Raw genomic sequence first — 23,999 nt, 5'->3', positions numbered from 1 at the left:
CTCCTTTACATTCTCAAATTAAAGCTGCCGTTAACACTGGTGATGATGCGGGTATTCGGATCGGGATTTTGCAGCCGGCCTGCGCGTCCTACGACCGTACTGCCGAACATAACCGCAGTGTCGGGCTGGGCGAGCATATCCCGGTTCGGCTTGATCGCATGCAGCGCCGTCGGGTCAATCAGAGCAGGCAGCTTGTATTTGGGCGGAATGATCGGTACGAGCTGTTGCGGCGGGTGCTCGATAAAGTCCTTCCACTTCGGACGCTGCGATTTTCGGGTATGGCTGTAACCTTGCCACAAGTCGATTCTTGTCTCCGTCAGCGAAGGCTCGACAAAAAAAGTATGCAGGTCGTCGGCATAAAACACCGGGCTAATGAGCGGCACGAACTCCGCATTGGGAAAAGCCATGCGGTTGCCGCTCGGCAGCAGCGTATAATCGCCGATGTTCGACAAAATGGGTTGCGGTGCAGGCGGATCGGCTTTTGTGACGCCATCCGTCGTTTCCATTTTTTGCACGTACGTTACCGCCAAAGAACCCGTTCCCGTATAGCGGTTATACAGCTTCTCTTTGGCATAAGGGGAAACCGGACCGGGCATTCTTGGTTCTCCTTTAAGCTGGGGGAGGCTGTTTTTGCTAATGACGCGGAAGTATAATTTCAAGTTGAGCTTGTCCGCATTCAAATGGATCCGGATGGCGCCTTCCAAATCCGAATCCGGATTCTTTTCCTTGGACGCAGTCATAAATATTTGGCTTGGGTCGAACGGCGAGGATAAAGAAACGGTATAGTCAAGCCCGCTCGATTCGCGCACGGTCCAACTGCCTTGAAAGTATTCGGACCAATTCAGCTGGATGGACAGCTTTCGAGCCGTCACCCCCTGCGAAATCGCCGTCGCCGCCGTGACCAGTTTGTCGAAATGCAAGCCACCGAGTGCACCTTGTTCCGTCATCTGCGGCCCCTTCCCTGTTTCTTCCATTTTCTCCATGAACGTCAACCAAAATACATGCAGTCGCTCGCGCCACATGACCGCTACGAGATGATCTCCGTCTATTTCGGCCGTCACGGGCTCCCACGGAGTCCACATCTGATGGGCGTAGCGGCGGTAAAAATATTGATGCGGCGACAAATAAGTGCGCCCGATGACATGCATGACCGGCGGGCTGAGCGGTTTCTCTTCGGCATACATCGTCACGATTTCCAGCCGCGCCAATTGGTCCAGCTTTTGCAGGTATACGTACAGCGCATCCTCGGCGAGCTGATTGGTCACATCGCCCTGCAGCAAACTACTCTCCAGTTCCTGGAATAAATGCGTTTTGTCATCGCGCCATTCCGTCTCCAGCCAATTTTCGGGAAACAGAAATATTTTGCGGTTCGCCTCCCACACCCGATACCGTTTCATCCAGCTCCAGTGCTGCGCGTTCAGTACGGAAGGATGCACTTGCTTCTCCAAATTTAAAAAGCAGCGTTGAATGAACGTTTGCAGCGAAGAGATCGCCAGTCGCAGGCGGGAAGTTTGCACGACAGGTTCGGTACCGGGATCGATCAGAAAATATTCGAACAGCTTCTCCACGCTGTCCAGCTCTTCGTTCATATGCATGATGCGCGCGACGAGCGCATCCCGCTGCCGCTGCCGCAAAGGATCAAAGACGGATTTGGCGATACGCTGCCAAGCCTCCGGTTCAAAGCGGGCCTTGACCGCATTGCGCACATTCATGGCGACGGGCGCGTCCGGACGCGGGGTCAGCCATCGCTTCAACGCTGCGGCCGACACGCCGAACCGCTCCAATATTTGCAGAGCATGCCACAAACTTTTCAAACGTACGACGCCGGCAAAATCGGCGGCTTCCGTCATCTTCAACATGGCCGCTGCCGCTTGAACTGCGTCAAGCCTCCGCCGCGTCATATCCGCTATTTTTTGGCACAAATCCTGTATGCCCGCGGCAATATCCGCCGTTGAACGATGCGCGGCCTCGAAAACGGCAATCAGGTCGTCGCCCCCGCCGGCCATCTCCTGCTTGAGCGCATCGTAATCCAGCAACCCCATTAATCCGGCGAAAAGCATGGCGGCAGAATCAGCGCTCTCATCGGCCTGCGTCGGCAGCAATCGCCAGTCCGCGCCCCCGCAATCCGACGGGTGCGACAACATATGACGAACCTCCCGCTCGCTGAGGTTAAGCCCTTGCGCAAGCTGCAGCGCTTTGGCCAGCATAGTTTGCGAGCGCAATGCCCCGTCCAGCCCGGTTTGAGGAATCATAGCCACGAGCTGGTTGAGGGGCACTTTGGCCGTCGTCTCCCCTTTGATTCGCAATCGAAACGCTCCTTCTTGCAAGCTGCTTGCTTGCAGCGTCACTCTGTATAGCACACCTGACTTCAAGTCAACAAAGCCGCTTAGCTCAGCGCCGTCTTTTTCCGCCGTACCGGACAAAATCGGTTCATCGGCCGTGTCTAAACGCATTTCGACTGCTGCGCCTTTCTTGCCCAGCATGGCGTAGAACCGGTAAGCGCCGTCCGAAGGAACTTCGATAGCGCCCTGCCACCGGGCTTCTGTGCATTTGTCGGCTGCCCGGATTTCGAACAGGCCGTCAATGTGCGGCTGCCCGGGAGCGGACGGCGTGAAATTCGCGGAGAATCCGCTCGCTCCGAGCTCTTCAAACCGCGCTATAAGCGGCTCGTTGCCCGATTCGGGCAAAGCGAGAAACTCGCTGTTTGTCATCAAGGTTTCGACGAGCGCCGGGTCGGCGCCGGTTTGCAGCGCCAAAGCCCGGATGATAGCCTGATGCGTCAGCTTCGCTTGCAAGAACGGCAAAATCTTTTTCACTAACCCGCTGCGTCTCTCTTCCCGCGTAACAACCGCTTCCCCGCCAAAAAAATCGTCAAACTTTAACAGCTCGTCATCAAAATGTTGGTCAAAGAACGCCTTGTATTGGTCGATCGACTTCGTCGCGATGTTATCGAGCAGCTCCGCAAACAATGCATGTGCAGCGGTGGCGGCCTGATCATCAGGCGCCGGTGGCGGCAATTGGTCCAAGAGCGCTTTTTTCGCCGCTGCGGTTAGCACGCCCGTATATGCTGCTTTTTGCAGCTCGCGCGTATCGTCATAAGAGACGGTTACTCCATTTTGACCGAATTCCGCAGGGTCGAGACGATTCTCCGGAAGTACGTTTTCCTTTGTTGCGGTAAATACGACTTTATCCAGCAGCTTCTCCACGACATCGGGCGCAAACGCCATGGCCAACTTTTGCCGCAGCGCATCATCGCTTATGTCGTTCCCGCCGCCAGGCACGGCAAAATCGCCGGCAATCGTCCGCAGCTCCGCTGCCAAAGTTCTGAGCCATGCCCCGTTGGCGCCATTGTCAGCCCCGTATTTGCTGAGGGGATCGGCTTTGTGCCGGAATACGTACTCGAGATCCGGAATCGAGAATGCACTCGTTTTTAACTGCTGTGCACGCTGTACGAATTCAATCGTATGCATGATCGGATATTCGTTCCGCGCATCCGCGCTTATACGGACAAACGGGTTCACGCCGCTTAACGTTTTCAATGCAATCAATTCGCCGATGGACAACTTTAATGCTTTTGCCAAAAGCCCGTAACGGTATAACAAGGAAACATTGGCGAGCGTGAGCGCCGCATGGCCGACATCGCCCTCGCCGCCAACATTGCCGTCCTGCAAAATTTGCGCAATCTCGCCGGCGGTTAGATTCAGCGCAGCTTGCAGAGCAGGCAGGTGATCGATAAGCGGCACATTGGAGCTGCCAAGGTAATTTCCTGATGGATCGTCGAAAACATCGTCGTCTTTCAGAATGCTGCGCGTTAAAAATAATTGCGCATACAACGAGTTTTTGCCCTTGACCGGCAAGTCGCCCCACAGCGTCAGAAGCTTGATTTTGCCAATGCCGATAAGCGCTTCGAGCTCTTTAAGCTGTGCAAGATGGACGACTGCCGTCCTCATCGCATTTCCTAACGATTGGTCGCTTACGACCTCGTTGTCGGGCAAGAAAAAGAAAGCTTTCAGAGTGCGATCCGTCTCCTCGATCGACCAGCCGAGCCGTTTCCATAGCCGAACGAACATATTCAGCTTCATCAAATCTATCGGCTTTACGACTTCATTCGGATTCGCATAGCTTAACTTCGTATCGTCGAAATTGCCTCCCGATCCCGAGTCCTTGAGCAGCAAAATGCGCTCGAATTTGCCATCGTCCCACGCACTATTCAGCCAACTTGCGGCATCGAATTGCGGCTGGAACTGCCCGGTCAGCAAATCAAGCTTCTTCTTCAATTCAGCCTCATCTTCCGGGGAGAGCGGTTCGTAACCTTCGTGTTTTTTGTAGCTGAACACCTGGCTTACTTCCAAACCGAGCTTACGCAGCGTTTCCAAAGCGCTCAGATGCGGATTTACGAATTCCGTCTCTAACAACCGGACGAGTTCTTTGTAAGTCACGCCTAACCGATGCGAAAGCGTTTTGGCAGATAGTAACGCCTCGATCGCTGCTTCTGCGGTGTCGTTTTCTTTGTCATAGCCGTATAGCTTCGGCCATTCCGCAATCCTGGGTGTCGTGTAAATGACGTATTCGTTAGGGGAAATGCCGAGATACTCCGCAAAAACATGCTCGCGGTAATAGGCTTCCGCACCCGAATCGATCGGTGCGAAAACATCATCGCCGGTCCGGAACGAGTCCAGCACTTTCCAGAACGGCATGTCAAAATAGTCGCAGAAACGGCGAACGGTTTCCAACCACAAATCAAACGGCAAAGTTAGAGGATATACCGCGTTTTTTAACGTATCGTATGCCTGAGGGATGATATGGTGCGGTTCGGCGATAAGCTCGGCCGACGGGGCTTCGCCCGTGTTGTACACGGCGTTTTCGTCCATACGATGATGGGCGACGTAATATTCCAAAATTTCGTTCACAAGATCGATGTAAGGCAGCGCCGTGTTCGTATTTTCGCAGGTCAACGGCAGATGCGGCAAATCCGGGCGGCGGAGAAGGAGCGCGTCATACGGTTTGAGGAAGTTATATTCGGGCCCTGTGTACTCCCGCTGATTGTGCCTCTCTTTCCAGTCCTTCATTATATGTTCCCAGTCTTGTTCCGCCGGATCGATAAAACGCAGCAAATCGACCATATATGCGGCCGGGCTCAGCACCGAGCGGCAATGCTCGCATTCGCAGTAATCCATGGAACCGAAAAGCGATTCCATCGACGGATACTCTTTCAGCAGCGTTTTCAAATCTTCTTTCGTTTTTTGATGCCGTTCGAGAGTGCCGGAAAGCGCCATCACCGGCGGGGTGCTGTCTATTTTTTTCGCCAGCGTATAGATGTTGAACGTGGAGGAATAAATTTGCATGCTTTTATCCCAGACGACTTCCGTTTCCGTGCGCGTGGCGAACTCCTTCCCGTATATTCTTACAAAATCCGCTTTCGGAATGGAGGCGATCTGGCTGGCCGACGTAAAACCGAGCGTGAGCAGCTTCGCCATCGTTTCGTCGCCGGGGGTCATCTGGTAAACCCGGGTCAACAGCTTGGCGCCGTCCACGGCAAATTGTTTGTTTTCCTCGGAGAGACCTTCCAACACATCTCCATGCTGCTTCAAAAACGAATCCACCGGCGTTTGCCCAAGTTGAAACCCTTTATTCGCAGCACGTTTCAAAAACGATTGCACCGGCAAGTTCATCGCTTCACGCTGCGCGCCAAGCGTGAGGTCTTCATTTTCCAACATCCGGCCGATGACTTGGGTGGGGTAACTTTGCCGTACTTTGTGCGCCATGTCGCTTGCATACGCATCAAGGCGGTCAGCGGCTTCGCTTTGGGTATAGCCTGTCGGAATCAGCTTCGCTAACCGATCCCAATCCAGAACGCCGCTATCGGTCGCCAAGCCCTTGAGCCGGGTGATCCATGCTTCTTTTTTGTACAAATCTTTCTCGGCCAATTGCACCAAATTGTCTTGCGAGCCGATCTCATTTTGCAAGGACTCGATCAGCGGCGCGTTGTTCAATGTCAAGTAAGCCAATTTCCCCTGCAGCTGCAGATCGGCGATTTGTTCGCCCGGGATTCCGCTCGTCTTGGCTTCCTTCCAGAGGTCCTCGTCTTCTCCGTCGTGCATAAGCACCAGCTTTTCAAAAACCGCTTTATGCGCCGGCTCGATGCGCGCCCGGTCCAGCAGCTCTCCCACGCTGGACAACGTGCCGGGGACGATCAGATTGCGCCTCGTTCTCAGGGCATAGTCCGCGAACTGTTTGCCGGCTGCAGCCAGCCGCTCATTGTCGAAGGCAATGACGCCCGCCTCATTGGCGCGGGTCAATGCCGTCGCGAACGCATCCGGGCTCACCAATGCTAACGCTTCCGGATCGTCGGGCAATCCGGCGCGAAAAGCGCCATACAGCGCTTCTTGCGGAATGCCTGTTATGGCGTTCATTTGGACGGCCGAGGAAGCTCTGGCGATCAAGCGGGCATCCCAATCCGTGGATTGATACAGCATGGTCAAATCCTGCCGGTCTTCGCCCTCCGCAGCTTGGGCGAGCTTGCTCAAGTCCGCACCCGCGAACGTTTCCAAATCGGTCGCCAGCAGCGAAAATTCGTTGGCCAGGGATTTGACCGCGGACGGCGCGACGAGGTTCAGCACTTCGCTTCGGTCGGCATTAAATTTAGGATTGGAGAGGCGCACCTCGTTGTCTTGCCTATCCCACGTACGCACCTCGATATTGGCTGCCGCTCCGTTTATCTCGTACGGCAGCGCATAAAACCCGCGCTCGTCAGTCTCAATCTCGCCCAGCAGCGCCTCATCTTCGCCGAAGCCTTTGTTGACGATACGCAGCTTGATTTTCGCGCCCGGCAGCCCGTTATCCAGGACGATACGGCCTTCGACCCGTCTGGGATGGGCGGCATTGCCCGAAGTGATGGCAAGAGCGCTGCGCGTTGCGTCGTCAAACGCCCCGGTGCGGGCAAGATCGTATTTCGCTTGCAGCTGCAGCAGCGCATCGCGAGTCCCTACGCCGAAGATGCTCTCCGCCAGCTCGCTCTCCGGCAAAATAGCGCCTGCGCGGGCCAACTGCGCATGCAAGTCTTTTACGGCTTCGCCGCGCATGCCCAACGAAAGCGTCGGCGCCGGCGCCGGCGTTTGGCCGCATGTGCCGAGCTTCTCGTCGATCTTCGCCAAATAATCCGTACCGCGGTTAATAGCGGTTAACGTTTGGCTCTGCGCATTCAGCGCCTCGACTACTTGCGCCCAGCCGCCGTCGCCGAGCAATCCGGACTCGCGCAGCATGGCGTTGATCGCGCCGGCGGTCCGTTCGTCGACCGCACCCCCGCCTTCCATGCGCCGCTCCTCCTGAAAGATGCTGACCAGTTTACGGGTGGCATCCTTATAGACTTGCGCGGCGCGTTCGCGCTGCAGCTCGGCGCCAAGCTCCCGGCGGACCGCCTCATCGCCGGGCAAAATTTTGCCCCGGTCGAGCATCCATTGCAGCGCATCTTGCAAATCGGCCACTTCAGGGCCTTGTTTTCCCGGTTGCAGGGGGAAGATGATTGGGTTCATGATGATCCTCCTCGTAAAATCATGTTCTCCTTCGATTGCTGCGTATTTACCATCTATTGAAGCTTGCACCTCTGCCGGTTGATAAGTGAATATGGAAAAACTGATCGATGAATAACGCTTGAATAAAGACGCTTCGTTTAGCAGCTTCATCTCTTGCAGTTTCTAATTCCTTTTTGGCCGCAGGATTCACGATCCGGCTGAAACCCGCGTCTCCCGTTGTATGAATGGTTCCTTTATAATCCTTGTAAACTCGCGGAAGAATACTTTGGCCGCCCTCCGGTCTGTAAGGCGAAGGCGTCAAATTTTTAATTTTGCCGTTTGGCTCAATGACAGCAGGCGTTGCCTGTTCGCTGGAGGACAAGGAGCTGTTGTAATCATTCTCAAAAGCTTTATGCTTTGAATCGCTCTCGATTTTAGGGTTATCCAAAAAGGTCGCGGGATTCCGCGGCAGCCCAAAAGCATATTCTCCGGCGGGCAAATCGCCTATTAATTTAATTAACGCCTTTTGTGTTTCCTTCCATGCATTTTCGCTGCCTTGACTAATAAAGTGTCCGGCATATCTGCTAATATCAACTGCAAGAAGAGAACCATGCAGCCCTTGACCGCTTCTGAATAAACTATCGATGGAAAAAGTAATCAGCTGATCTTTCTTCTGATAATCCTTAGCTTTTGCCGTGAGGACCGACAATGGCTGGAGAATATTCAATTCTTGCAGCTCAGTGCCCCTCCATTGCTTGTCTGTATAAGTTAATTTCTTGAGCGATTCTAATTGCGAACGGACGGACGGGTCTAAACTTACGGCGGCGTCCGATCCGGTTGCAGAATCCAGGATCGCTGCCGCATTTTTCTTAATGGCATCTATCGCTTTTACTCTGTCGTTAAATTTTTTATTTTGTTCAGCAGCATTTCGGGCAAATTCCTGTGCGTATTTACCCGGCTTATCCTCGACCTGGTCGTCCGGGGGCTCTCCTTCGTATCCTTGCAGATCAGACAATACAGTAGGCCTATTATTTGTATATGCATACAAATTAGGCCCATCCGCCAGTCCCGCCGGATCGCAGCTGCACCACCTCCCCAGCCACGGCGCGTAATACCGCGCCCCGTGATAGGTGAACCCCGTCTCCTCATCGCGCTCTTTGCCCGTATAGCGGTATCGCTTCAGGCTCACTTCGGCGGCGCTGCGTCCGGCGCAATAAGCTGTGCTGCCATATGGCGTATATTCCTCATACGTGATCACCGCAGCGTTATCGTCCAGTTCCAGGCTGACCGAACCGAGGTGGTTGCCCAGTTGATAGCGCACAATCGGCGGAGGATCAACGACCGGTGTTTGCTCCCGGATCGTCTGCGTCTCCACCAGCGCCACAAGCTGCTTGTCGTCCATCACGTGCAGTGACTCGCGCTCCATTGCGACTGCTCCGCCGCTTCCGTATTCGCGATACACCTCATATCCGCCGAGATAAATGCGCTGCGTACCGATTGCCCCCGACTGGGTTTCGGTCACTTTGCGCACGCGTTGTCCTGCCGCATCGTACACATAGTATGTCGTCGCAGGAACAGTGTCCGGCGGCGGGCTGCTATTTATAACCGTCCCCGCAGCTGCGAGTAATTGGTCTTTGAAATCCCATTTCATCTGCGGCAAGTGCGGCATCGCTGTCATATTGCCGTGCACATCGTACGCGTAGCTCACGCTGTAACCGGGTGCGGCGGCATAATCCGGCAAAGCGTCGGGATCGCCGGGCAAACTCGTGGCCAGCAAACGATTGCTGTCCATCGCGTATTGATAGCGCCGGTCCCAAAGCGCCTGACCCGGCTGCTCCGGATTGCGGCCGGCATGATGCACCAGCTGCATGATATTGCCAACCTCGTCGTAGCGATACGTCTCGACATAGTTCCGGAGCGCCTGACCGTCATTTGGCAAGGTCGTCATATATCTCGGACGGTCGTTCCCGTCATACGGCTCGCCTGTGCCCTTGTGCTCGCGCCCGCTGGCCGCGATCAGTCGATACAGCGCGTCATAGCGATACTCCGCGCCCGGCAGCACGTGTTGATTGCCGTGAAACACGTGATCCTGAGCCTCGTCGACGATTTGGGTAATATTGCCCGCCGGATCGTACGTGTAGCGCAAGTCTTGCAGCACCGCCCCGTCGCTTGCCCTCGCAGTTTTCAACCGGTTCAGCCGAAAAGTGTATGGATCGTAATCGTACGACGTTTCCGCTCCATTGCCGTATTGCAGCAGCAAACGCTGCCCTTTGGCGTTATAATCAATACGGCTCACGACATGCCGGCTTGCCGAATCGGCAGCAAGCAGCGCCGCCGGTTCGACGGATTGGCCGAACCATACATCCACCCGCTCCAACAAACCGGCTTCGTTGTATGCAGGTTGGGTGACCGTGACGCGCTGCGTATGATTCGCCAAGTTATGGGGTGCGACGATTTGGACCGGCCGGTTCAGCGCGTCGTAACAGATACCGGCGGCATAGCGCTCATCTTCCAGAGCCGGAATTTGCGACCAGTCGGGAACGACCTTGTAATCGGCTGCCAGTTGGCGTATCGTACGCAGCGGGTTGCCCTTGAAATCATAAGCTTCGCTGGTCGCGATGCCCGCGGTGTCCATATGCTGATACAATTTGCCGCGGAGATTGTACTGCTTGCCGTCAGCCTGCCCTTCGCCATAAATCAGCTTCTCGAATTGAATCTCGCGCGCAGGATCGGCCGGATGAACGCCGGTGACGAAAGAGCCGGTCGGACGACGCAGCTCATCGTAGGTTATCCTCGTCGCGAACGAGCGGCTGTTCCAGGCGAACATCGGCTTGCCTGCCGCGTCGTTCAACATCCAGCGGTCGCCGGCGTCCATGCTGTGCTGAAAAAGCAAATTCCCTGCGATGTCGTAACAGGGTACAAACCCGCCCGGCGCCAAATTGCCGGCATCGTCGAACGGATGACCGCCTTCCGGCAGCGGCGGCATGATGTACTGCATCACGCGGTTGCCGCGTGAATCTTGCACCCACAGCGGCTTGCCCTCCGCATCGAGCCGGGTAAACGTAACATACCGCTCGTCCGCCGCCGAGTCAGCGGGTCCTACGCGGTTGTGAGCGATCGTGACGACTTCGCGCCCGAGGCTGTCGAGCACCGTCACCGACGGCGTGTCCGCATGTTCCGCAGCAAGCCGGGCCGCGCGCCGGTCTTCCGCCGATGCCGTCGGCGCGCTTTTTGCTTTAAACCAGGCATTGTCCGCTTCCAGCACCGTATCGTTCGCATCGTAGTGCACCGCATCCCACGCCGAAAAATCGACCCGGCTGTACGATCCGTCCGGCGACTCGGTGTGCCCGATCCGCCCGACCGCGTCATAAAACATGACCGGCGTTACGCCTGCTTCAACCGGTTCTTCGCAGCGATGCCCGGCTGCCGCCGGACTGAAATACGGCTCATACTGCTTGACCGGTTTGCCCTTGTTGTTCAGGATGACTTTGCCGCTCGCAATCCATCGCAAAGGCCCCCCGGCCTGCTCCGGCTCGGCCTGCGTCTTCTTCACGAGCACGCTGCCCGCCCCGTCCGAATACTCAAAAGCGCACCGTACCGGGCTATCCGCTTCGTCGGCCAAGTGCCGCTCCCGCTCGATGCTGCAAGCGCATGCGGGATGCTGCCCCCACACTGTGCCGCCCGCTTCATCCGCGGTTTCGCCCGAATAATACAGATACCTTATGCTGGCTCCGCTTAGCCAGCTTTTGGCCTCGGCCGCATCATAGTCCTCCAGGATGAAAAACTTTTGCAGCGCATCCGGATTCGGATTCAGCAGCGCCTCGCCAGGATCAAAGCCGCTGAGGCTGTCGGCTTCCGTACCTTTACCGAGCATGGCGGCGGCGGTTGGCCTGCCCAGCGCATCGAATCGCGCTTCCAGCAAATTGTCGTTCATATCTTTGATTTGACGCGGAGCCAGCGCATGAAAATCGAACTCCGTCACCTCGGTGCGGTTGCCGAGCGCATCGGTGCAGGACGCGATGTAGAGACCGTGCGGGTCGTAAGCCAGTGCAGTCAGGCTGCCAAAAGGGTCCGTATACCGTTCGGGCAAATAAAAATGAGCTGCCGGTGCCGCGTCCGCGTTAAAACCGGCAACGCCGGAACACATCCAGTATTGTCCCGCAGAGTCGGGCCCAAAACGCAAAGCCAGATCGGCGCCTGCCATGCAGCCGCTTTTACGCTGATCTGCAAGCGCGGTCCGAACATCCGGAGTGATTTTGTCCGCGAAGATCCGATCCAGAATGTCATCCGTCAGCGCCAATTTGTAACTTTCATACGGCAATGCCAAAGCATTCAGTTGGCCCAGCGTCAGCGGCTTATCCAACGTTTTATCGAAAAACAGCGTGCGCGTATGTTCCATGAGCCGTTTTTGAGGCGAACTGCGGTCAGGCTGCAGATGGTAAGCGATTTCTTTTACGGCCATGCCGCTGCTTTGATACTTGTCGCTCAACCGATAGGCGCGCAGATCCGCCAAAGTATAGTGACGATTCACCGAATCGGCGTCACGGAGTATGCCTGTCAGCTCATAAATCATGACCTCGCATGGCATGCGCAAGCGATAGTTGTCCGGATCGGGGTTAGCGGAATCCGGCAAGTCGTTGGTATAGCGCGTCTCGGTGTAGGACATCCGGAGCTCGTCCTGAAGCTGCCGGATCAGCTCCTGCGCGTCTTCCTTTAGCGTGGCGTCGGCATATTTGCCCAAGCGGGGGTACACCGCAGTGACGGACTGCCGGACGTTGCCGTACTCATCGACGTTCAGATGAAGCGCGTGCACGATGCGCGGATCGGGATTCAGCGAATCCGGACGCAGATCCAGTTCGTAATGATAAGTGACCGCCTCGCTCTCGGTAACGTGAAAAACCGCATGGAGGTTGGCCGCTTGCGGCTGTATACGGCGAATGCGGCAGTTGTGATACGCAGCCGAAAAAAGCTTGACCGGCACGTGCCTGCCGTCTCTCAGCGCATCCACATCGAGCTCGTACACTTCCTGGCGCAGCATCATGCTTTTGCACGCGCGCAGCGCCTCGCGCCACTCGTCCGCAGTAAGGTCCGATGCCTCGAGGTCAGGCTCGGGCAGCTCATTTTCCGCAAAACCGCCCGGCACTTGCAAGCCCGGCCTCCCCGCTTTCAGCGCGTTCGGAAAATATTCGTCCTTAAACCGCTCCAGAGCCGCTTTGCGGTTAAGAAAATCGCCCGTATGATACCAGGTCACGGTTTTGACTGGCGGTTGAAACAGCGTATGGTCGTCGGTCATGTAGGGGCTGCTTATGTTCCCCGATGCGAAGGAACCGTAATCTTCCACATCGATCTGCTCTACGCGCCCAAAACCGCGAAACTCGCGCTCCGGCCCATCGAAGTAACCATGATGATAGCTGTAAGCGGTTGAAAAGGCGGTTTTGCGCCAACGATCGTGCACCGTTACCTTCTCCACACAGTGCACCGGGAAGGGCAGCTTGGTGATCCAAGGCTTTCCCGCCTGCTTGTCCTGCAAATAGAACTTGGTTGAGGGCGCATACGCAATCGTCGTTTCCGCACCCAGATTGTTGGACGTTTGGATCAGCAAATGGGGCTTCTGCCCGCCCATCAGATCCAGGTAACGCAGCGGACGGCGGGCATCGCCCGGCAGCGGTGAGGACCAGACCAAACAGGCCGTGCCATTGCCCAATAGATCCAGTACCTGGACGTCAACGGCGTTATCGAAGGCCGGGAAGCAAGAAATTATCGTCGCTTCGCTCCAACTGTTGCCGGATTGGTTGAAAAACACACGGACGCCTTCCCTGGTCAAATATAGGAGGTCCGTCGTGCCGGTGCCGTCGATATCCGCAAGCCGAATACGGCGGTGGTCGAATTGGTCGGCATAGTCAAACTGCGGCGCGCAATCCATCGTGACTTTGGCGCCAAAACGGCCATAGCCGAGATTCGGCCAATAGCATATTTCGCCGCTGCTGCGAATTCGGACGATGTCGGTCAGGCCGTCGCCGGACATATCCGACAAATAAATGGACTCTTCGCCGTCCGCAAAGACGATATGCGGCCCTTTTTCTTCATCCCAGTGTTTGTGGACGCGCTGCGCCGAATCAAAACCGGCCTCTCCCAGCGAGCGATACCACACAAAAGCATCGTGTTCACTAATCAAAATGTCAGCGTGGCCGTCGCCGTCAATGTCTATAAACTTGAGATTGGAATCGTCCCAATTCACATTCGGCAGAGCAGCCAGCGGCGTGAACGGAGTCCACCGGCCATCCGGGGTCCGCTCGTAAAAACCCGGATTCGGACCCGCGAATTGCACCAGATCGGGCCGCCCGTTGCCCGACAGATCGAGAAACTGCGCACGATCGGCCAGCGCTGCGGCGGGCTTAGGCGCAACGAGCTCCGCCGGCCCAAACTTGGCTTCGCTGCGCAACCGCCCATCGCGATTAACCGCATGAATCGGGCTGAGGTTGGATTTGTAAAACCATGCGCCGGCCTGCTCGGTCAATACACCCGCTAGCCCTTCGCCTTCCAGGTCAATCCACTGAAACCTTGCGCCGCCGATGCCGATGCCGGCCGGTAAATTTACTAAACCGTCCTCATCGCGCAGCTCGCACACTTCGGACTGGATGACGGCATCGCTATAGGCGAACGCAAGCGGCGGGAGCTGCCGGGAGATGCAGCTCCCGTTCGGTGTAAGCTGATAACCGCGCTGCGAGACCTCAACCAGCTTGGAAAACAACGGCGTCCGAGTGCTTGCGGCACCCTTCTCGTATTCGTAGGTGAAATCGGTCGAGCGGACAAGGCCGTTATAGCCTTTTTGCCCGCCGTTCGGATCGTCAGGGATATGGTGGAACATCAGCACTCGCCGGCACAGGCGATATGTACGCACCTCAAATGCTGCCCGATAGGAGGAAAACGGGTCCGGCCGGGACGCCCACTCACCCGCCTCCTGTGGCGTGGGGTGTTCGCGGTCGTGCTCGCCGTAGTCGAACACCGCTTCGAAGTGCCAGCTGTCGCCGTCAGGCGGCTCAGGCCATGGCCGGTCAGCTTCAAGTTTAGGAAAAAAAGGAGCGTGATTGCCGTATTGTATGCGCTTTAAATAGCGGTTGGCGGAACGGTGCGCGGCCGTCATATCGCCGCGATTTTGCTCGTGAGCTTGCGAAAGATCTACTTGATCGGCGTTTTCGGCTTTATATCGGTAAGAAACGGCGTTTCCTTTGTCATCATGGCTCAGACAGATGAGCCAACTGAATATGCGCGGAGTGCTTTCGGGATTTGCAGGGTTAAGGTCGGTGGCAGTGGGGTCGTATATACGCGAGTTTTTGTCTCTTCCGTACCATGTTGTGATATTGTCTTTGGAGATCGTGCGCCAGAACATATCATCCGGCTTGGCGGCGTTCGTCCACCGCTCGATGCGGGCGAACAAACCTTCGATGCGTGGTCGATAGCGGTGAATAAAATAGATCGTTCCATTTACCGTTCTTGGCTGCGTTTCCTCGCGTATCCAATGCCCCTCCGCCTGCTGCTGGAGCGTGGGCACAAGATCTTCGGCGCCGGACAGGATGAACACATCCGATTCTTCGTCATCCAGATAGCGCGGCAGCCCTTTGTCCGTTTTACGCGTGATTGCAGGCAAGGCCAGATTCCACCCCATTCCAAACGGACCGTTGCCTGCCCCGGAGTCATACGAGAGCGAAAGCTGGGGGCCGAAGCCGGCGCGGCCAGGGCTGGTTGGAATAGGGACGCTCATGGAGCCTGTGCCCGTGACCGGGTTCGCGGCGAACTTCTCGCCGATCCCCCGGATGGCTCCGCCTCCCTTGGGCAGCGATATGGACGGAGTCTTTAAGATATGCTCGTCTTTGCTTGAAACGTTTGGTATGTCCGAAAGGGTCATAGGGAGCACCTTCCACTCGTTTTTTTGCATCTCAAAAAAACTATAGTATACCGATTCGGAAAAGTCTGTAGTTTCTTGTCGACCTGTGAAATCATTTCTCTTCGCGTCTCGTTAGAACGGCAACCAGAGGGGCACAGCCACTCCCCAGCCACTCCTCCCCTACCTGCGCCTCTCCCGCACGGATTTCGGTGCTGAAGAGATGGCGGAAAAGTGGATTAATAGGGAGAAAACCTGCGAAAGTGCAGGTTTTTTCCGAAAAAACGGTTCATTTTGGCGAAAATCCTGCGAAAGTGCAGGAATTTTCGATGGGAGCGCATCTCAGCCTACGTTCGCAGCGAAAAGCCTGCACAATTGCAGGAATATTTCGCTGCGAGCGTTTTAAAGGGCAAAAAGATGCATTTTTGCAGGTTTTTCTGATCACTACTCATGATCCGTCAGCTCTAGCAGGAGATTTTTACGCGAACAACAGCCTCTGAACTTTTCTTCTTTCATTGGAAGAAAGTATTCCAAAAAGAGGCTAATGTCAATCCGAGAAGCAGAGTAATCATTCCCCAACCCCATATTTTGCCAAGCAGCTTGGTTCTGTGTTCTCCCATTAACTTCTTATCGCTCGTCATCAATACCATGAAAATAAGCAGAGGCAGCATCAGAATACCACCAATGATTTGTGTGATAATGGAGATGAGATTTAATGGCAAATTCGGTATCAAGATGGCAAGTGCCGCAAGGACCAGGCTGCCGATATAGACTGCGTAAAACTTCGGCGCCTCCGTTATCTTGTCATTTAGACTTTTCGACCAGCCAAACAATTCCGCAATGCTCCAAGAAGAAGATAAAGAAACGGTTATGGATGCCAGGAAGCCGGCATTGAACAACCCGAGTCCAAAAAGGATTGCCGGCCATCTGCCTGCAACGTCAGAAAATGCGCCAATCAGGTCGGCCGGGCCTGCGTCGCTAATATTTTGTATATTGCCAAAGAGTGCCGCACCACCGATAATGACGCCTGCTGCAATGATTACCTGGATAATGATGCCTAATGCAGTATCAATTCGGCCCAGACGCAGTTCTTTTGCCGTAACACCTTTATCAACCGTACCGCTTCCTTGAAAGAAGATCATCCATGGAGCGACAGCATTGCCGATGGTAGCGATCACGAACCAAATCACACCGTCTTGCAATTCTAACGGAACATTCCACGTTGCAAAAGCATTTCTGATTGCAGCCATACTCGGGTGTGTCATGCCCGCCACTACTAAAAAGATAACGTTGAGCGCACCCAACAATAGAGCGATTCGCTCTTTTGTCCAATATCCAGTAAAGAGGACGAAACCAACGACAAGCAATAAACAAAGGATGGAGCTGATCCACAGAGGAAGGCCCAAGAGGACGAGGCCTGCCGTCATGCCGATGAATTCCGTAATCAGTGTCAGCAGATTCTCAAAAGCAAGGGTCGAGATGTGATAGTACCCCCAAAACTTACCATAACGTCGCAAAGCCAATCTTGCAAAACCTTCTTGCGTTACCGCGCCAAGGCGCATGCTCATCTCCTGAATCGTAAACGTCAAAGGCGCAAGGCATAGCACCAAGGGAACAAATAGACCGATGCCAAATTTCGCCCCTGTTACCGTGTATGAAATCACCCCGCCTGCATCATTATTAGCAATTGCAGCAAGTAAACCTGGTCCCATAAGGACCCAAATGAGCCAAATGTAACGTCTCCATCCCTTCTTGCGATTTGTAACCATTTCACTAAACTTGGATTGATTTACATCCGGAGAGGTCAATACTGATTCCAATTTACTCATGTACGTACTCACACCCCATACGAAATTTTCAAATTCATCGTAGTGTATTACGGGGTGTTGAAAAATGTGCATGATCTTCAATACATGTTGAAAAAAAAGAAACTCTTCTCAACACTTTAGCATCATCTAAATATCCGATTGGAAAAACATAATCAGGGATAATGTCAACATATTCAACGGATTTGCATCGTGCTCATCATTCTCCATATGATATTTATCAACAGGAGTTGCATTTTTGTCAACACAATCTCAACGGACTTGCACTCATCTCAACATTTTACCATATGCTGGATTAAAAATAGGTTGGGTGGTGCAAATGGAAATCAAAAAAAGAGCTTCAAACAACCATCATTTGTTGTAACTTGGAAAAATAAGAAGACATGGAGTGGATATCGAATGTTGAAAAAAGTTATGAAGTGCTTATCTCTTTTCTTTCTTATTAGTGGTTGTGTAGCAATTGCCTATGAAGTAAAAGAAATGCAATCGGCTACCGTTCAAGTTACCCAATCTGACGGTCAGGACCGAGCGGCTCAGGCAGATGACCGGAATCAAGCGGCACAAGGGATAATCAAGATCACGTTACCCAATCTGACGATCAGGATCAAGCAGCACTGGCAAATGACCAGAATCAAGCAGCGCAAGCGGAAATCAAGATCAAGACACCCAATCTGACACAGAGCACACGTTGAATTTAATTCTAAAAAGAGGTGATTTAGTATGTACTATTGCATTGTTTGTTCAAGACTACACAATGAAAGTAACATCCGTGGCAAGGTTTTTGAAAAGGGGGTTTATATTGAACCGGGAACCGGCGCAAGGATCCATCTAGGAATGTGTATTGATGAAGAGGATCAAAGACAGATTTGTGATCCTATACAACGAACAAACGTTAAAGAAACTATTCTCAATTATCTACCCTCTCACGATTTTATTAAGAAACTCGATAGAGTCAGGACCTTTGTCAATAGAGTGAACACTTAAAACTGAAAGCAAATTGGCTGCCGCTAGGTGAAGCCTGAAGCCAAGAACGCTCTGGCCAGAGCGTTCTTTTTCGGTAAGCTTGGGGAACTGCGGGAACGTGCACTACAACCAGCTTCAACGAGCCAGCGCATAGAACATCGCGAAAAGCATACCGATAATGCTTCCCAAATGGATCGCTCATGATCCGTCAGCTCCAGCAGGCGATTTTACGCTCATTTCCGCGATCATGGTCCGGTTTCTTCCCAACTCTTTGGCTTTATACAAGGCCAGGTCGGCCATATGGATCAGTTCTTCGGCTGAATCGGCGTGTTGGGAAAAATGCGCGATGCCCTGCGACACGGTGATCGGCTGCCCGACGAGGTTGTCGCTATTTTCCAGGGCGGTACGGATTCGCTCGGCTGCCAAATAAGCTTCCTCGGCGGACGCGCGAGCGATAAGCGCAATGAATTCTTCGCCTCCGTAACGGCAGCACACATCGCCCGGACGGACGGATGAAACGATGATATTCGCGAAATGCTTGAGCACTTCGTCACCGGCCTGATGACCGTACGTGTCGTTGATCGATTTGAATCTGTCGATGTCCATAATAATGACGGAAAAAGGGATCGGCTCCGCAATCCATTTATGCATAATGGTCTCAAGCGTTCTCCGGTTAGTTAAACCGGTCAACGGATCGGTCATCGCATCATGCGTCAGTTGATCCGTCTGTTTTCGAATATCCGTCAAGGCGTAGCCGATCGCTTGCGTCAATAAGTCGGCCTCCCGGTTCCAGTGCTGCTTCCCTGCAGGGAGCTCGACTTTTTCTCTGCCGATTTTGCTGACCAGGTCGGCAAGGGTGACGAAAGGCCGCGCCAATTTGTGCGCAAGCCATATGACTACGAGCAGCAATGCCGCAAACGAAGGCAGCATATGCAGCAGAATTGAACGGATATGACTGTTCAGCTGTTCGTAGATGACGCTGATCGGCGATACGACGACTACGCCCCAGCCGTTTTCCGGAACTTTGACATATCCCGCCAGCAAGGATTCCCCCTTCAGGTTGACCGACTGTTCTTGTCCGGTTTGGCCCTGGATCAGCTTTTTGACAATCTGGTTGGCGCTGATATCTTCGCCGATCCGGTTTGTATCGCGGTGGTACAGCAAATGGCCGTTGGACCCGACGATGTAAAAGTAGGAGCCTATTTCATCGGCAAGATTGCTCCCGAAGATCGAGTTGAAGATGTTGTTCTCCTGAAGATAAAGAGTGCCTCCGATATATCCCCGGTATACGCCTTCCTTATCGAATATAGGCTCGCTCATGAACACAATGAGGCGGCCTGTCGGCGAAACGTAGGGCTGGGAGACGTAGGGCTTTTTCGATGCCAAAGCCGTCTTGGAAGCTTCCGTCGTAATCGCTTTTCCGGCTGTGCCGATCGATGCCGGGGACACATTCCGCACGATTCCCGTTTCATCGACAATCGCGATGGAATTAAAATAATTGCTGCTGTGACGGACTAATTCGAGATCGGCATTTATCTGCTCCGCGCTCATGGCGTTCATATTTGAAAAGATGCCTGAAGCATAATGCAAGCTGCTCCGCATAGATTTGAACAAAGAATCGATGGTCTGGCTCATTTTCTCGGCGTTCGTACGATTTAAAGTGAGTGTCGTATCGATTAGCGTTTGCTTGTTCGACTGGTAAGAGGCGAAAAGAAGAATGGTCACGGTCAAAAGCACGGATAGTGAAACAAGGCCTGTAAAAAGGGTGGCGAGGCTGATTTTGCTGCATTGAAATACGGTTTTGTTGCGCGGCGGAGACATCGGATGCCCTCTTTTCGACAAAATTCGGTAAAATTCCTCCTTTATTATAAACCAAAAGCCCCAAAAATGGGGAACGAAAATAAAATGCCGAAAAGGCGCCTTTCTAGAAGACGCCCCTCTTTACCCGTGAGCCCGCCGCTCCCTGATTAAGCACACGAACTCGCGGCTCACGCAGCTGCGGATTCCCCTCGTCCTGCCATGCCTTGTTCTGGCGGCACGCTTCCCAGTCTTTCCTGCGCAACCGCGGAGTGTTTATTTGAATCATGGAAACGGATGCGGATGCGGGTTGAGCTGTTCGGCCGTCAGCGGCTGCGCCGCATAGCCCAATTCCGCCGGTACGTTAAACAGCCGATCCAGGCCCGTCAAGCGGGTCAGATGATGCCCGAACGTCATCGGCAGCATGCCGGGGATGAGCACTTTGACGCAATACAGACCGTTGCGCGAAATTTCCGTCATCGTTTGATCCACGACGATCATATCGAGGTTCAAGCGGCGAAACGTTTGAATGAGCTCCTTTAGATCGTCGGTCAAATCCATATGCCTTGCCTGAGGTTGGAATTCTTGGCTGAACGTTCGCAGCGGACGCCGGGCATCCAGCAAAAACTGCAGCCGCTCCTCCGCTTGGGGCAGCCCGTAGAGCATGACATGATCTTCCATTTGCAGCACCTTGAACGGATCGCGAAGCATGGCCTCCAAATTCTCCTGCTCCGCCAGAAACTTGTCTTGCAGTATGAACATCATGCCGGCCAATTCGTGTATGGCGCTTTTCGCCGCCTTCACGGGGTCCAAATGGGCTCCCGCTGCGCAGAGCAGATTCATTTTTCCCGGACCCCCGCCGTTTTTGGCCAGCGCCCAAATGCTTGGTATCCCATTCTCCATCGTTATATTGAACAAATGGACATCGTATCCGGCAACCTGCCGCAGCCTCTCCACCATTAACTCCAATTCCCGGTCATCGGCGGAAAATGGATCCAGCCGCGGGACAGGCAGCTGCGCACACCAGGTCATCAGGAACGCATCGCGCTCCGCCACTTCCAAAATCCCGTATAAAACGGCTTCCTCCAGGCTCCCGCCCAACGCACAGCCGTTGGAGCCCTCCTGAACTAAACCGTCCCCGCCGCCGGAGCTGTAATAAACGAGGCTTTCCGGAACGAGAATCGGCCGCTCCTGCAGCAAAGAATAGCCCCACACCCAATCGACGTCACAGTCGGGATCAAACGGCTCGCACGGAAAATCCGGCAGCTCGTACTGCTCCTTCGCATATAACCCCGCCTGAACCGGATTCAGCGCTTGCCCGGCCAGACGGTTGTAGCTGTCGCGAACCACGGTGCGTCTGCCTTGAGGGGCCATGCCGCAGCGCCGTTCCAATCCTTCCAAAATCGCGGTCAATTCGCTTTCCGCATAAGAATGGCTGCGCCCTGCTGTCACCACGTCACCGGTCGCGAACGACGGCATATTCATGCCGACGGCGGCAAACGGCGAAACAAGGTCGTACATGTGTGCGTTAAAAAGCCCTGTTCGGGCATCCCGGTAATCTTGAAGCAAAACTTCCCGCAAGCCGATGAGCGAACGGGAGCGGTAATTGCCGGCGCTGAGCTTGGGTCTGGGCTGCAAGGATATACGGGCCGCTTCTCTTGAATCGTCGGGCAGACACCCGCATACCGGGCACAACGGATCAGGCAAAAAATGATGAGCGGAGCTTTTCAGCGTTTTCAGGTTTATCAGGTAGACGTGTTCTTCGGTATACGGCCGTCCGCCTTGCAGCGCCAGGTGCGTCTCCGCCGCCAGCAGATGTGCCGTCTGCCGAATTCCCGGACGCAATGAAGCCGCCTTGGGGGCCGCCCCCTCGGGTTCGGCTGTGAGCCAATCCGGCGTCTCCCCGCTGCCGTGTCCTGCAATGAAGCGCCGGTTGTCGGCGCATTGGGAACATCCCGGCAAACCCGGACGAATCAAGGGCCCAACCACACCTTCGTCCGATAAAAGGAAGCCGCGAAGCCACGGAATGCCGGTCGGCCGCATCCGTTCCTCAATCTCGAAATAATCGCAGGAATGCCCGTTATCGTCCGCAGCCAAAACAAGTTCCGCCGCCTGCGGGATCCCTGTTGTGAAACCGGGTTGTCGAACTATTGTATAGTGGTCGGAGAGTTCCCCGCAGACGAAGTCCGCCAATAAACCTTCTCCGACAACGGCTACTACAGCTTTCATCAGGATAGCTCCTCCTCTCGCAGCAGCGTGGCGAACAGTTGTACCGGCTCATCATTCCCGAAGGGCTCAAGTCCGATGTCGTAAATGAAAAGCCGCTTGCGGTTCAGTTCCAAAATTTGCATGGCTGACCGTAAAATATCCGCCTCCCCCGCCTCTTCCATCGAGGGAATGTCAAGGACGAGCGGCGCCAGGCCTTCCGCGAAAAGAGGCTTCGCTTGATCCGTGGGCGCTTTGCACGACTCCAGCGCTTCCCGCACGTTCTTCTCCTCAGCTTCAGCCTGTGCAGCACCCCCTGCTGCAGCAACTTGCGCTTGCTGCAGCGCCTGCAGCAGAGCGGCACGCAGCGCCAAGGTCGTAGTTAAGCCGGCGCATCCATGCCAGCCCCCGTCTGTCCCGACCCACACGACGGGGAAACCGGACAGATTCTCTCCCAAGCCGACGGTCGGCGTTCCTTGCAAAATAGTTAATGACGTTAAATAAAAGCGGCAGCGGTGGTCTTCGATTTTATGCAGCCTGACTTCCCGGATAGCCAGGCTTTGGTGCGCAGAGCGCTTGCCCAGTTCATGCGCCAAACACGTTCGCAATGCGCGGCAAACGCCTTCGGCAAACGTCACGCCGGCTCCGAAGCCGATAAACTCCTGCCGCCGGTCCTGCTCGTTCCTGCTGCCGTTCCCGGCAGGCGACGGCAGCGCGATCCAATCGGACATTCGCGACGCGTAAGCTTCCATTCCGGCCAAACCGGCTTCCCTGCGCGCTTCCTCATGGGTAAAGCCGGCACACGCAATGTCCGGCAGCAGCTCGGCCGGCCCTACCGACAGCGGGTCCGCCACCCGCACCCGGCATTGGGCAAGCGGAAGCTGCCTCAAGTCCCCTTCCTCCCACGTATGAAAAATGCCGGTTACCGCCGAAGTCAATCGCTTAAAATAAGAAAACCACGGGGAAGGCTCGCCCCGGATGACCGAGTTTTGCTGCAGCCGCTGCTCTCTATGTTGGACTTGTACGCCCGCCGGGCGGCCGCTCACAAGCGGATGGGGGAACAACAAGTGTACTTCCCCCTCCAATGTTGCCAGATTCAGTATATAAATGTGCCCGGAAGCTTGATCGGACGATTGCAGCATTGCAAATACAAGCGCATTCGCAAGCATCGCAACTGCGGCAGAAGAGCAAGCTTGTGCGGACGGCTGTGTGTCAAACACCGATCGGTGAATCCGGCGCCACGCCGTTTCCCAGCAAATTTCGGAGTCCGGATGTATGAGCGGGCCTGCCAAACCTGTCTGCCGGATGCATACGGCCGGCAAAAAAAGCTTCTTTTCCTCCCGGCAAACTGAGTGAAGAGCGCGCAATTGTTCCACACGGTTTTCCTGAGATACATACAATATCCAATGAAACGGCCGAACGAGTTCCCGCCAACTATCCGTTCCTTCCTGTTCAGGGACGATCTCTTCGATGACGGCCCCGGGATCCGTCCGGCGGACGCGTTCCGCCATATTCCTTAACCGCTGCCGGTCGGCCGGCGCCGGGTCCGTCATCCGCACATGCACATGGGTCATTCCGGATTCGAGCAGCGACGCGACCAGCGAGAGCAAAATAGAACCGGCCCCGATTGCCAATATTTTGGCTTGCGGCGGGCATAATTGCAGCCTGTTCGTCCCGGCTTTGGCCGCCGTGCCGACTTCCCATTCCTCTGCCATGCCGTTCCCTCCTTCATTTATATGTTTAAATTATGTAACGGGAGACGCGATCGTTCCCTCCGGTACGTTGTATTTTGTGCCCGGAAAAGCAAAAAAGACG

9 protein-coding genes and 1 pseudogene are annotated in these 23,999 nt (G+C 54.7%); 3 read left to right on the top strand and 7 right to left on the bottom strand.

From position 1 onward, the window contains the following. Positions 1-5 precede the first annotated feature (5 nt). Complete coding sequence (locus AC6RNO_RS01765; RefSeq protein ID WP_497104334.1) at positions 6-7,532, bottom strand: neuraminidase-like domain-containing protein; 7,527 nt, start codon at positions 7,530-7,532, stop codon at positions 6-8. A gap of 46 nt (positions 7,533-7,578) precedes the next feature. Next, complete coding sequence (locus tag AC6RNO_RS01760; protein WP_497104333.1) at positions 7,579-15,417, bottom strand: SpvB/TcaC N-terminal domain-containing protein; 7,839 nt, start codon at positions 15,415-15,417, stop codon at positions 7,579-7,581. Positions 15,418-15,656: 239 nt separating this feature from the next. On the opposite strand from AC6RNO_RS01760, the gene AC6RNO_RS01755 reads away from it, so the two are divergent. Beyond that, positions 15,657-15,893, top strand: coding sequence for a hypothetical protein (locus AC6RNO_RS01755; RefSeq protein ID WP_497104332.1), 237 nt, complete (start codon positions 15,657-15,659; stop codon positions 15,891-15,893). A 12-nt stretch (positions 15,894-15,905) separates the two neighbouring features. On the opposite strand, the gene AC6RNO_RS01750 is transcribed toward AC6RNO_RS01755, so the two are convergent. Both AC6RNO_RS01750 and AC6RNO_RS01745 read right to left on the bottom strand, forming a co-directional pair. Then, complete coding sequence (locus tag AC6RNO_RS01750; RefSeq protein WP_497104331.1) at positions 15,906-17,222, bottom strand: divalent metal cation transporter; 1,317 nt, start codon at positions 17,220-17,222, stop codon at positions 15,906-15,908. A 34-nt stretch (positions 17,223-17,256) separates the two neighbouring features. Then, positions 17,257-17,391: pseudogene (locus AC6RNO_RS01745) on the bottom strand (DUF1232 domain-containing protein); the annotation flags it as partial. A gap of 227 nt (positions 17,392-17,618) precedes the next feature. Here AC6RNO_RS01745 and AC6RNO_RS01740 point away from each other — a divergent pair. Then, the gene (locus AC6RNO_RS01740) at positions 17,619-17,894 is read left to right on the top strand and encodes a hypothetical protein (protein WP_474680933.1); all 276 of its coding nucleotides are present in this window, start codon (positions 17,619-17,621) and stop codon (positions 17,892-17,894) included. 45 nt (positions 17,895-17,939) lie between these two features. After that, positions 17,940-18,203 (top strand): DUF3973 domain-containing protein, encoded by a 264-nt coding sequence (locus tag AC6RNO_RS01735; protein WP_497104330.1) that lies wholly within the window; start codon positions 17,940-17,942, stop codon positions 18,201-18,203. A gap of 177 nt (positions 18,204-18,380) precedes the next feature. On the opposite strand, the gene AC6RNO_RS01730 is transcribed toward AC6RNO_RS01735, so the two are convergent. From AC6RNO_RS01730 to AC6RNO_RS01720, 3 genes are all read right to left on the bottom strand, one after another. After that, complete coding sequence (locus tag AC6RNO_RS01730; protein WP_474681043.1) at positions 18,381-20,003, bottom strand: sensor domain-containing diguanylate cyclase; 1,623 nt, start codon at positions 20,001-20,003, stop codon at positions 18,381-18,383. 261 nt (positions 20,004-20,264) lie between these two features. Continuing rightward, positions 20,265-22,208: a TOMM precursor leader peptide-binding protein gene (locus AC6RNO_RS01725; RefSeq protein ID WP_497104329.1), complete on the bottom strand. Its 1,944-nt coding sequence runs from the start codon at positions 22,206-22,208 to the stop codon at positions 20,265-20,267. Beyond that, a complete protein-coding gene (locus AC6RNO_RS01720) occupies positions 22,208-23,899 on the bottom strand; it encodes a bacteriocin maturation protein (protein WP_497104328.1) in 1,692 nt (563 codons plus the stop codon). Before AC6RNO_RS01720 ends, AC6RNO_RS01725 begins: the two co-directional genes overlap by 1 nt. Positions 23,900-23,999: the final 100 nt, after the last annotated feature.

The organism is Paenibacillus sp. sgz302190, from assembly GCF_059820445.1.
This window is presented reverse-complemented; position numbering and strand designations above follow the sequence as displayed.